Source organism: Bifidobacterium asteroides, assembly GCF_003202755.1.
GTDB lineage: Bacteria > Actinomycetota > Actinomycetes > Actinomycetales > Bifidobacteriaceae > Bombiscardovia > Bombiscardovia asteroides_F.
The window spans coordinates 234165-247139 of record NZ_QGLK01000004.1; the positions used below are offsets into that span (position 1 = coordinate 234165).

General features: G+C 54.8%; 8 protein-coding genes. 6 read left to right on the plus strand and 2 right to left on the minus strand.

Annotated elements, in window-relative coordinates; translation table 11 throughout:
* Positions 1 to 58: 58 nt before the first annotated feature.
* A complete protein-coding gene (locus DKK74_RS05055; protein WP_219997351.1) occupies positions 59 to 1507 on the plus strand; it encodes an FAD-binding oxidoreductase in 1449 nt (482 codons plus the stop codon).
* A 150-nt stretch (positions 1508 to 1657) separates the two neighbouring features.
* The gene (locus tag DKK74_RS05060) at positions 1658 to 2920 is read left to right on the plus strand and encodes an MFS transporter (RefSeq protein ID WP_219997352.1); all 1263 of its coding nucleotides are present in this window, start codon (positions 1658 to 1660) and stop codon (positions 2918 to 2920) included.
* Between the two features lie 716 nt (positions 2921 to 3636).
* On the opposite strand, the gene DKK74_RS05065 is transcribed toward DKK74_RS05060, so the two are convergent.
* On the minus strand, positions 3637 to 5394 hold the full coding sequence (locus tag DKK74_RS05065) for an ABC transporter ATP-binding protein (RefSeq protein ID WP_181414930.1): 1758 nt from the start codon (positions 5392 to 5394) through the stop codon (positions 3637 to 3639).
* Positions 5395 to 7434, minus strand: coding sequence for an ABC transporter ATP-binding protein (locus DKK74_RS05070; RefSeq protein WP_309146456.1), 2040 nt, complete (start codon positions 7432 to 7434; stop codon positions 5395 to 5397). It abuts the gene before it with no gap.
* Between the two features lie 155 nt (positions 7435 to 7589).
* On the opposite strand from DKK74_RS05070, the gene DKK74_RS05075 reads away from it, so the two are divergent.
* From DKK74_RS05075 to DKK74_RS05095, 4 genes are all read left to right on the plus strand, one after another.
* On the plus strand, positions 7590 to 8129 hold the full coding sequence (locus DKK74_RS05075) for a hypothetical protein (protein WP_110413089.1): 540 nt from the start codon (positions 7590 to 7592) through the stop codon (positions 8127 to 8129).
* 54 nt (positions 8130 to 8183) lie between these two features.
* A complete protein-coding gene (locus DKK74_RS08905) occupies positions 8184 to 8564 on the plus strand; it encodes a helix-turn-helix domain-containing protein (protein WP_110413090.1) in 381 nt (126 codons plus the stop codon).
* A gap of 2120 nt (positions 8565 to 10684) precedes the next feature.
* Positions 10685 to 12148, plus strand: coding sequence for a purine-cytosine permease family protein (locus DKK74_RS05090; protein WP_110413092.1), 1464 nt, complete (start codon positions 10685 to 10687; stop codon positions 12146 to 12148).
* 58 nt (positions 12149 to 12206) lie between these two features.
* The gene (locus tag DKK74_RS05095; protein WP_110413093.1) at positions 12207 to 12782 is read left to right on the plus strand and encodes a cysteine hydrolase; all 576 of its coding nucleotides are present in this window, start codon (positions 12207 to 12209) and stop codon (positions 12780 to 12782) included.
* Positions 12783 to 12975: the final 193 nt, after the last annotated feature.

A 12975-nucleotide genomic window follows, 5' to 3' on the forward strand; every position in this document is an offset into this window, starting at 1 on the left:
TCATTCTGCATAAAGCAACGACATGAAAAGACAACATACCCGTGAAAGGAATGAGGTAATGGACAATATCAATCCAACACAGTCTGCTCAGTTCTCGCAGACCAGCATGGACCCAGTGAAGTCGGATCGGATCGAAGGGGCCCTGGAGGAACTGAAAGAACACTTTGGCCCGGATGCACTCAAATCAGGAAGCGAAATCAACTCTGACTACGGGCACGATGAGATGGAAACCGTCTTCCACCTGCCCGATATTCTGATTACGCCGACCTGTACCGAGGATGTCTCCCAGGTCTTGAGAATAGCCGATCGCTACGAGATTCCCGTAGTTGCCAGAGGCGGGGGAACCGGTCTGGTCGGAGGTTCGGTGGCCGTCGAGGGTGGAATCATGATTGACCTGGCCGGCATGAACAAGATCATCGGAATTGACGTGACCAATGCCATGCTGATCACCCAGCCCGGTGTTCTTCTTAAGGATGTAGCGGCCTATGCCAAGGACCACGGTTTCCTCTATGCACCGGACCCTGGTGAAAAAACAGCCACCATCGGCGGGAACATATCTACTAACGCTGGCGGCATGAGAGCAGTAAAATACGGAGTGACCAGAAATTCGGTAGAAGCCATAACCGTGGTAACAGCCCCCGGCGATATCGTCAACTTAGGCGGCATCGTCAGCAAGAACAGCTCTGGTTTCGATCTGAAGGACCTGATCATAGGATCCGAAGGCACCTTGGCAATCGTCACCGAAGCCCGACTCAAGCTCTTCCCACTGCCCAAATTCAGCACCAGCCTGCTCATCCCATTCAACGACTATCATGCAGCTATTTCAAACGTTCCCAGAATTTTAGCCACTGGAATCAGACCCACTGCTCTGGAGTTTTTTGAGGAGGACTCTATTGCCCTCTGGGAGAACTACGCCCACGATTCCTTCCCTGAAAAAGGATTCAAGGCCTACCTTCTCCTGACTTTCGATGGAGCCAGTCAGCAAGCCATCGAGGAGGCCTATGAGGAAACGGCTGAACTCTGCCTGGCCCATGAGGCCGCCGATGTATTCGTTCTGGATGACCAATCTCTCTCTGACCAAGTGTGGCGAGCGCGGGACTCCTTCCTCGAGGCCTTCAAAAACTCGACATCGCAAATGGACGAGATTGACGCTGTGGTTCCGGTAGGATCTTTGGCAGACATGGTGGACTTCACGCACTCCTATTCCGAAAATAACGGAATCAGAATAGGCGGGTTCGGGCACGCCGGAAACGGAAACCTTCACCTCTACATATGCCGAGACGACCTGAACGATCGTGATTGGCGAACCAAATTGCGTCTGGCCTTCGACGCTCTGTATGGCAAAGCATACGAGCTTCAAGGAAAGATCTCTGGTGAACACGGGATCGGTTACGCTAAGCGCGACTATCTGGTTGCCACAACCCAGCCTCAGGTTCTCACCATGATGCGTGCTGTGAAGCGGGCCTTGGACCCCAAGAACATTCTCAACCCTCAGAAAGTTATCTGATCGCAACCAGTATCCCACAACATTGCCTGGAAAATTAACGATCCTGGCGAACCGTCCGGGAGCCTGACCGGTCTTAGGTTCCCGGACGCATATTTCATTTTTTTTAGGGAGGAATCCTTAACTATGTCCACTCAAAACCCAGGGTCAGTCATGAAGAAACCCAAGCAGTCCAAATATGCTTTCCTGATCGTTCTTTCCGGCATCATTTTCACCGGTGTGCCTGGGGCTATGATCTACAGTTGCGCTGGCATCTTCTTCTCACCCGTTTCGGAGTACTTCCATGTTTCCAAGGCAGCCGTGGCAGGATACTTCAGCGCCTTGAACATCACCATGATGGTGGCCCTGCCCATAGCAGGCAAGTTGATGAGCAAGTTCGACCTTCGCATCGTTTTAACATGCTGCGCACTCCTGTCGGGGATGGGATGCCTCTCCATATCTTTCATGTCGGCCGTCTGGCAATTCTACATAGCGGGAGTCGTCATGGGAATCGGTTTGCCGGCCCTCCTTTACCTGGCTGTACCCGCCATGATCAATGCCTGGTTCAAAGTCAAGGTAGGTTTTCTGACGGGGCTCTGCATGGCTTTCACCGGCATCGGCGGGGTCATCTTCAACCAGTTGGGTACTGTACTGATCAGAACAGGGCATGATGGATGGCGCCGTGGATACCTGGTATTCGGACTCATCATATTAGTGGTCACTCTCCCATTCACCATTTTTATCGTCCGTTCCGATCCCTCAGAAAAGGGTTTGGCCCCCTACGGCTCTGAACGGACAGAAGCCGATAATGAACCTGAGCTTCAAACCAAAGGCGTTATGGCGTCGAGGGCTATGAGAACCAGCGCCTTCATCGCCCTGGCAGGTTTCTGCGGCATTATTACCATGAACCAAACCGTCTATCAGTTCCTGCCATCCTATGCTCATTCATTCCAGAACAGTGCACCACAGATTGCCACCCTGACGGGTCTGATAGCATCCTGCTGCATGGCCGGACAGGCCATAGGCAAGGTCTTCTTGGGAGCTGCCAACGACAGAAGCATCATCGGTGGCATGGGGATGGGCATCGGCTGCGGCATTCTGGGTGTGGCGCTGATGGCCTTGATGCCTACGATCGCTCCTGTGCTTTTACTTGGATCCTTTGCCTTCGGATTCGCCTATGCTTTCCCCTCGGTTCAGACGCCACTTCTGGTTCGCGCTGTATTCGGATCCAAGGACTACACCAACATTTACTCCAGAGTTCAGATGGTCGGAGTCCTGGCCTCAGCCTTTGCTGCCCTCTTCTGGGGAACCATAGTGGACATGCCCCACGGGTACGCCATCATGTTTGCACTTAGCGCAGTTTGCATGATCATTACTTTCGTCCTCGGGGCTTGGGCGCTGAAGCAGCGTCCCAAGCTCAAGGCACTCATGGAGTGATCCTGCTCTAATCCAGAAACCCACGTTCTGAGCCTTTTGTTGAAGTTTGGCGATTCGATCAGGTTGGTCAGTCAGTGAGGCATCGTGCGTAATGATGACGATTGTGGAACCCGAATCGTAGAATCTTTGACCTGTTCTCAAAATCGAGAGCGACAGAGGGCTCGTCAGCAAGAACACCCTCGGGATTCATGACGACGGCCCGTGCGAAGACGGCTCATGCTTTTCCTCACTAGATCATTCAAGCGGTTTTTGCCACGATAGGCCCGATGTCCAGAGAGCGTCGACAACTGGTCAGATCTTCCGGAATTTCCCTTGCCGGGTGTCCGTACGTGGAGCAGGAGCAGCTTGACGTTGTCCACTATGCTTAAGGGAGCTGATGAGCGCAGATTCCTGCAGCACGAACCCGATTTTCTAGTTCCTCCATGCGGCAGATTCCAGGTCTGACAGCATGCACGCGGATCTGCCTAGCAGCATGTATCGAGCAGGCCGAGGATGTTCAGCAATGCTCTCTTGCCAACACCAGGCTCTCCTATGATGGCGACCTTCTCGCCCTCTGCAACCGTCAGCGAGCGATGTTCAAAAAGAGTGACTCTTGCGTAAACTGGTAGCACGGGATTGGAGATCGTCAATGTAAGTGAGACAGGTAGATAATACGTAAACACTGTCCCTTCCCGCACCAACCAGGCAACATCGAAGAATCGATTCAATCCCTCTCCCTACAAGGTCCAATCTGCGCTCTCCCCCTGCAAACGAACCATCCGCGCAAACTCACCATCTGCGGTCATGAGTTCCTGCGGGGAGCCCTGTTCGACCACGCGCCCATGGTCCAGAACCACAATCTTGTCGGCCTGCTCGACAGTGCGCATCCGGTGGGCGATGACCATGACGGTCTTCCCCACCAGCAGTTGTGACAAGGCTTCCTGCACCTGCGTCTCGTTCTCTACATCCAGGGAGGCGGTAGCCTCGTCAAGCAAGACAATCGGTGCATTCTTGAGGATGGCTCTGGCAATGGAGATTCGTTGCCGCTCGCCCCCGGAAAGTCTGGAGCCGTTTTCACCAATCATCGTCTGGTACCCCTGTGGCAGGCACGAGACGAACTGGTCGCAGTTGGCGGCCCTGGCTGCAGCCAACACTTCCTCATCAGTTGCACCGTTCCGACCCATCCGTATATTGCCCATGACCGTGTCATCAAAGAGCATCACGTCCTGGAAAACCACGGCATAGTCGCGCAGAAGAACCTCCGGATCCACTTGGCTCACATCCACTCCTCCTACGGTAATGGAGCCTGCAGCAGCATCCCAGAAGCGAGCCGCCAGCCGAGCACAGGTCGATTTCCCGGAACCCGAAGGGCCGACCAGGGCCGTGACCTCCCCCTCCCGGGCGGTGAAACTCACATCTTCGAGAACCGGCTCGCCTACCGTCTTACCCGCAAGCGCGGGATAGGAAAAGGCAACGTGGTCGAAGACGATATCGTGCCCATCGGGGTGGAATTCCTCACTCCCCTCGGCCACAGTTTCCTCAGTGATGGAGCGGATCCGCCGTGCCGAACTCTGGGACTGGAAGAGCTCAGAAACCAGCATCAGCGCCTGATCAAACGGGGAATAGATCCGTGAGACCATCAGGAGGAAAAGAAACATGACCATGAAGTCGATCCTGCCCTCAATGATCAACCCGGCAGCCACCAGGAAGGTCGTTGCCACACCCAACCTCAAAACCACCATGGCAGAGTTCAATATGAGGCCATTGGTCATCTCGGTTCGGACTGTAATGGCTTCGGTGTCATCGATGGTCGAGAAGAGCCTGTCCAGATACCTGTCTTCTTGGTTAGTGGCGTGAATCTCCCGAACACAGTCGAGCGCCTCCTGAATGCCATCACTGACTCTAATTTGAGCCTGCCTCGTGCGCCGTGACGAAGCTTCAACGAATCGTCGAGTGGCAAAGATGATAGCGAAGGCCACTGGCACACTCCAGAAGGCAGCCAAGTCAAGAGCCCAATTGATGGGCAGAAGGGACAGGAATATCAGGACGGATGAGACGACTGCACCATAGAGCTGGCTCAAGGCATGGGCGTAGGCATGCTCCATGGTGGCCACGTCACCCAGAATGGTATCGGTCAGATCAGCCAGGTCACGCCGCCCGAAAAAGGAGAGCGGCAGTTTGCGCAGTCTCTCGGCCAGGTCGATCCGCTGCTTTCCGGTCTGGCTGAAGACCGCGCCATAGGAATAACTGTATTGAAACCAGGAGGAGCAAAAGAGAATCAAGGCAAAAGCCAGGAGACCAGCCAGGTAGGGCAAGATCTCCGGCAGGGGCGCCCCTGCCGTCAGGTGCTCAACAAAAACCTTCATGACCAGCAGAAGGAAGGCCGTTCCCGCCATGATGATCAGATTGGTCAGCGTGGTCCACAGCGTTCCCAGAACCACGATCTTCATGCCTTGGTCGGACAGGGCATACTTCTTCTTGAATGAGGCGAACACTTATGCCTCACCTCCTTCCCTCTTAGTGGCGGAATCACCGGTCGACATGTACGCAACGAATGGATCCGTACCGGGAACGGTGCGATCCTCAACCACAGTGAAGCCTGCGGGGTTTTGATCCGCTTTGTCGGCAGCCTTCGAAGAGTTGTCGACCTTCCAGGAGACCGCCCGCTCGTAATCAGACCAGAGACGGGCATAGGTACCCTGCGCATCAAGAAGCTGGCGATGAGTGCCCTGCTCAACCAGGCGGCCCCCATCCAGCACCAGAATTTGATCGGCATGCGCCACAGTCGACAGACGGTGGGCAATCATAAGAACGGTTCGCCGCCGACCCCCTTCATCCTGGGTCAGCTTGGTCAGCGCCTTCTGTATCAGGACCTCGTTCTCGGGATCGGCAAAAGCGGTCGCCTCATCCAGGACCACAATGGGAGACTCCTTGAGGATCGCCCTGGCCAGGGCCACACGCTGGACCTCTCCCCCGGAAAGATAGGTTCCCCCGGAGCCGAGCATGGTATCCAGCCCCTGGGGGAGCTTGTCCACGATGTCCGTGCACTGAGCCGCTCTCAATGCGTCCAGGACCTGCTCGGCAGTCGCTTCCGGCCTGGCTGCGCGGACGTTTTCGAGCAGGGTCGCGGAAAAGAGCCTGTTTGTTTGGAAGACAAAGGCGATCTGCCCCATCAGATTGTGGGGATCCATGGATCTGACATCAATGCCGCCCACAGCGACCCTGCCTGAGTTCACATCCCAAAAGCGCGGCACCAGGCTGGCACAGGTCGATTTTCCTCCTCCCGAGGGACCGACCAGGGCCACCATTCCACCCTCCGGCACCTTGAAGTCAATCCGGTCCAGTGCCGGACGATTGGCACCCGGATAGGTATATGACGCCTGATCCAGAGACACATCCGCTGACTTCGGGTGTTTCGGTTGAGCAGCTACCGTCAGGGGATCAATACTGAGCACGCCGGTGATTCTGTTTAAGGCATCGTCGGCCTTACTGAAGGACTCACTGGAGAACTGCAGACGGGTCATGGCTGTGGGAACCATGCCCGAGAAGACGGCATAGAAGGCGAAACCGGTCAGGTAAGAGGTGAAGTCACTCTGCCCTGGAGCCAGCAGGATGGCTACAGGAACAAGGAAAACCGCAGTCCCGTTCAGGGCCGTCATCTGAATGGCCTGAGGCAGGTGACAGATTTTCATGGCATAGTTCCTGGCTATTCTGCTGTAATGCTCGATGGCCTCATGGAAGGCCTTGAAGGAATAAACCGTCTGCTGGAAGACCTTGACCACCGGAATGCCACGGACATATTCGGTTCCCGTCTTGGACATTCGCACCAGGGCATCCTGGTATTCCTTCATAAAGGACTGTCCCTGATCGTTCATCATGACACGGATGCAGACCAGGGCAATCAGGATGGGGAAGAGACAGGCCAGGCCCATACGCCAGTCGAAAATCAGCATCAGTATCGGCATACCCAGAATCATGGCGAAGGAGCCGGCTGCATCAGGGAGTATATGGGCAAGCAGATTCTCGGTATCGCCCGCCGAGCCATCAATGGTGCGACGCAACTCCCCTGAAGCATGGAGGTCGAAATAACCCAGAGGCAGGCTCATCAGGTGGCTTATGGCCTCTTTACGCATGTTGGAGGCACTCCGAAAAGCTGCCAGATGCGCCATCAACAGTCCTGCACAGTACAGAATGACGGAAGCCGCCGCAAACCCCAATCCGGCCCATCCGTATATGGCGATTCCCGTGGCCTGGGACCACTTAGGCGCTACGGCGAGGAGGTCTTTTACCGCCAGCCATATGCAGATATAGGGTCCAAGGCCGGCAATCGTGGAGAGGGCGGACAGACCACAGCCGAGATAGGAAAACACCTTACGAGGGCCAGCGAAATCAAGCAGCCGCATTAATGAACTACGCCCATGCGACCTCTCCTGTCCAGGCCAGCCTCCACCACCCTGAGCTTTACTTTCTATAGGATCCGGTTTGCTTCCCGAATCCACCTGGTCTGTGGTCATCCCTTTCCTCCTGATTTTCATCCAAAGCCTTGTCGTTCGTTGCCATCGAACGTAATCTGAGAAGCCAACGGCTGGAAGACCGTCACAGAGCAACGGATGAATCCATAAAAGGTGCGAACGAAAACGAAAGTCTATCGAGATCGCTGCAAGGCCGGCAGCATGAAACCAGGTGCGCAATGACAGACCACGAGATACGCTCCGAATCCCGCGAGATACAGACCCTGTATCGCCCCCAGGTGGAGCAACTCGGCATGGAGCTCCACCACCGGTCGGGTGGACTGGAAGGGCATGTCGATGGTGACATCTGTCGGGGAAGATTCCAAGCTAATCCGGCGGGTCCTTATTGCTTGGTCATATGGCACGACATCACCTTCATGCGCGAGATGAACTTCAGCGAGTACGCCATGACCGACTACGCCTGCCTGACCCTGGATGAAAGCCCGGCATCCAACCCTGCTTCTTACGGGTTGCAGCCATGTACGATGCAGGAGGGCAATATGGCCTCCCTTGTCCAGCGGGCAGGATCGGTCACCAACCGTATGCCGGCAGGCTCCCGCTCACGGACCCGGAGCATCTGCATCCTACCCGACTATTTCATGGAGTTGGAAAACCAATGGCCTGGCCAGATCAAGGGACTCTTTGACGCCTTCTGCCAACCCTGGCCACCCGGTATTGCCCTGGCCGCTTTAACCGCCATGTCAAAGTTGCCCCCCTGAAGGCCGGGCCAGACGGAGTTCCTCATCAAAGCACACATCGACCTCCTCATAGCAATGTTGGCTCAGGCTTCCTCTGCACCTGAACAGAGCCACGAACCGTCACTCGACCACGACCTAGTCCAGCAGGTCAAAACTCACATCCAATCCCATCTTGGCGGCGACCTCTCCATCGATCAGATAGCCCAATCCCTGTATGTGGGACGCACACGTTTATGCCTCGCCTTCAGACGTCAGACCGGTACAAGTCTGGCCAGGTACATCAGAAAGCAAAGAATGGACCGGGCCCGCCACCTTCTCTCGTCAACCACGGAGGACATTGCCTGGATTGGCAGGCAGGTCGGATATACGCATCTCAGTTCATTCAGCGCGGCTTTCACCAGAGAAACCGGGATCGCTCCAATCTCTTGGCGCAAGCAAAGCAAGCGTATCGAATAAGCTCGCTGCAATTTATACGTCCGCAATTGCGAAAGTCAAGTAGACGGTCACAGAACCGAGGACTATGACCTTATGAACGTTCCCCTAGCTGAGATCCTTGTCAGATTTTGGCGTCCTGGCAGAGGAGCCGTATGAAGCGATGGTGATGTTTCCGTCCTGACAGAAGGGAACCAGCTCACGTTGCTCCTCACATATAGATCAGGTCCATATGGCTCTGCATCGAAACTAAGGAGCCTATCCGCGGCTTGCCGCCACGTGTCGTTATTTCTAGAACTTTCAGGCGTAGATGGCGCTTGCTCCCGGGTAATGTACTTTTCCCGCTTTCACCAGATTGTGCAGAGCATCCATTTCTCTTCGATGATGCGAGGTATTCCCAGCGGTGACTGATATAGAAGTCTACGTAGACTATTCCCAAACGTTCCAGGCTATAGTCGATTTGCTGCATGATAGGCTAACGGGAATGCACGCGCTAGTTGGAGTGATCCGACGGGGAGGAAGAAGACTTTGGTGGCAACGGGGATTCCGTCCTACTTCGCTACTTCTTCAGGCCCTGGCCCAGGTATCGTCCAGAATTCCTATACGGATAAGCACTGGCAATGTCAAAAAGCTGGATGGGTCTTCGAGTAACAAAATATGCTTCTTAGCGTTAATCTACGATAACCGAAAGCAGCTCCTGTCAGGCTTTCGCGCTTTTCAAGATAAGCGCACGACCGGAGAAGCTTGACCAAAATTTGGTCCGCTCTACTTCATCGACAGTGGCTCTTAGGTTGAAGGATCATCGCAGCAACAGGCTTCACCTATGTGCTAGACGCCCGAGTGCCACGAAATACGACCAAGTGGCCGCAAGTTGCAGGATACAGAGACTATAGGAGCAACGTGGACTGCGGGTAGACCTTCTAGAAAACCGATTATGGCTTCGGGAAAAACCTCACCATCCAAGCCAAAGGAACGTCCCATTTCAAGAAGACCCTCAATATCCACCCTTTGGCAACATCGTAGGCTCCGCTCTCAATCCTCTCAGCCAACAAAGTGTCGAGAGTCTGTACAGGAAGTCCTTCGGCATCCAGAATCGACTGGATGCATGCCGGACCGCAACAGTTGTCCTCCCACTCCACCCGCGGCAAGGTCGTTCCATCGGGCAAGACGAGGTCCTGGAGCAAAGCATGTTGCGGATATCGATGAGACTCTATCAAGGTACCGGGTATGGTCACTTTGCACTCTTTCGCTGAGTTTCATCTTTTCCATACAGTATTTACGGAAAATGTGGCGCGCCAGCATCAGGCAACAACGAGCACACTTTCCAGAAGTTCCTCTTCACTAAACCGGAACTAACATGCAAATAAACCTGTACAATACTGAAGACATGACATGGATGTCCAAACCGGTCGACAGTTGTCGCCGGTCCCAATCTCAGAGCGTGGCGGGCCATTTCGCCAAGCGGATCGAAGCGGGTGAACCGCTGAACGGTGATCGACCCTCCTTGAAACTTCAACTTGTTCAAAAGTCGGGCATAACACCAGCCATCATTTGGTGCACCGTAGCGCCCAGGCGCTGCTCATATTTCTTCGGTCTCACCCGAGCTCGAGACAGCTCACAACGATTTTCGATGCCTCACCAGTGTTTGGTCAGGCAGAAGATACGGCTCTGCAGGCCCTGGTGGACCACTCCCACATTTGGTCCTCCAGCCATGGTGAGGTACCTATCATCGCGTAGAAAGTTGGTATGGAATAACCGGCTAATACAGGCGAAACAGAAGACGGCGGCACAGTTGCCTTCCCGCAACTATGCCAAACCCTTGACTCGACTCTGATTGTGCAGATCGGTCCTTACGGTTCCCAGCTCTGTCTGGGCAGCTAGGTCCGAGACATCCTTGGCCCCCCCTCATCCCTCTGGATACCAAAAGGCAGGCGACTGCCATACATAGGTTGCTCTGCACTAAACCATCCAAGTGCTGCCCCGACCCGAAACAAACTCTTACGCCAAACCGGCCGCATCCTTGTCTGTGACAAAAGCCGATCCGGCCACCCGCTCGCACCACAGAAAATCCAAGACTTTACCAACACCAACATGGCGTTCGTCCAAAATCCGTCAACGAGCGCCACAAGATATGAGGAATCAACATGAATGAGCACAGTGCATCCAAAGAAGGAACCGGCAAAGGCTCAGTCCTGAGCGTTGAGGCCCAAGGCATCGACACCATTGCCGAGTCTGAGCGTAAGGGCAAGCCATCAAGTCTCTTCTGGCCATGGTTCTCCGCCAATATCTCAGTGCTGGCCATGTCCTATGGCGCCTGGGCGCTAGGATTCGGCATCTCCTTCTGGCAGGCTACATTTACCACCATCGCAGGTGTCGTCATCTCATTCCTGCTTGTTGGCATCATCTCCATCGCAGGCAAGCGCGGCAACGCCCCAACCATGGTCCTCACCCGGGCAATTTTCGGCGTGGAGGGCGCCAAAGTACCGGCCGCCATGTCTTGGATAGCCACACTAGGGTGGGAGATATCCCTAACGACCACGGCCGTATTGGCAGCGTCTTCGACCATCGAAAAACTCGGCTGGGGATCAGGCGCAAGCCCCAAAATCATCTCTACCTTGATAATCATCGGGCTGGTTGTAGTTGCCGGCATTTACGGCTACGACCTGATCATGCGCCTCCAACAGATCATCACCATCGTCACCGCGATCGTAATTGCAGGTTTCTTCATCATCGGCTGGGGCAATATCGACTTCTCCGCCATCTCCTCCGCCCACTCCGGTTCCTTGCCAGCCATGCTGGGCTGCTGCTTCTTCGTGATGACAGGCTTTGGCCTGGGATGGGTCAACATCGCAGCGGACTACTCGCGATACCTGCCCCACAGCGCCTCCAAAACAGGAATCGTTTTCTGGACCACCTTCAGCGCCTCCATCGCCAACATCTTCCTTATCGTCTACGGCCTGCTTCTGGCCGTCTCCAACAAAGGCCTGGCCGAAAACGTAGGCAACGACCCCATCGGAGCCATGGCCAGCATATTGCCTACCTGGTATCTGGTTCCATTCACCATTGTTGCGGTGCTGGAGTTGATAGCTGGGGCCATCATGGACAACTACTCCAATGGTCTGGCCCTGCTCTCCTTCGGCATCAAGCTCCCGCGGACACTCGCAGCGGCCATCACCGCCGTGCTGACCGTAATCGGAGTAGTCTATGTAACCTTCTTCTCCTCCACATTCATCGGCCCCTTCCAAGGCTTCCTGATTACGCTCGGCGTACCCATGGCCGCTTGGGCGGGCATGTTCGTAGCCGACATCCTGCTTCGCCGGAAGGACTATGACACCACCGACCTCTATCAATCCGAGGGACGATATGGTTCCTGGAACATCACCGCTTTTGCCATCCTTACCATCGCCACCTTCCTTGGCTGGGGACTGGTCGTGAACTCCTCCGCCAACTGGCTCAACTGGCAGGGATACCTACTGGGCCCCATCGGAGGTAAGTACGGGACCTGGGCGGCAGCAAATCTGGGTGTCATCATAGCCCTGGCTGTCGGAATCCTCGGAACGATTTTCTTCCAGAAGGGCGATATCCGTCGTCAGGAGAGCATCAACTGAAATCGCAAGGAGCGCAGAGGGATGCGCTCCACGGTCCACAACAGGAAAGGAAATTATCATGATCAACGATGATGAATGGCTAGTGGTGATTGACCGCCAGGAGGTATTCGCCCACAACGAGTGGTCCCGTTGGGCCTGCTCCGACGGCACCTACTATCAGACCAACAAGAACTACATCCGTCTCGCCAAGGCATACGGCGACCGCGTTGCTTACACCAGATACATTGCGCCGCAGCCGCCAAAAGGCGTATGGGTGGAATATATGAACGAATGGCCGGAATTCCAGGTCCCCTCCGACGATCCCATGTATGACCTCACACCAGAGACCGCCGAGCTCGCCAAGGGGCATCCAATTGTCTCGCTCAGCACTTTCGGCAAGTGGGGGCCGGAATTGCAGGCGGCAATAAAGGGATCCCAGAAGATAGCCCTGTGCGGTGTCGCCACCGATGCCTGTGTGTTGCAGACCGCCTTGGCGGCTGCAGACCAAGGTATCGCCGTTCGATTGGCAGCAGATGTCTGCGCTGGATCCACACCGGAAAACCACAAACTGGCAATCGATACGATGGCCCTGTTCACACCACTCATCACCATCACCGACACCGGTTCACTGCTAGTAAGCCACAAAGCAGACTAGTCATCATTATTTCAATATATATTTAACTTGAAGGTGGTTCTTCTCTTACAAACCGAAGAACCACCTACAGCATAAATCAATGATACGTTGAGTACTTTGAGCGTCTGCTGATCACCTGATTACACGTTACCTATAGTATTTAACTGCCACACGTATCGTTAAGTGAATTGCCGATCAACCAAATGGCAGAAGG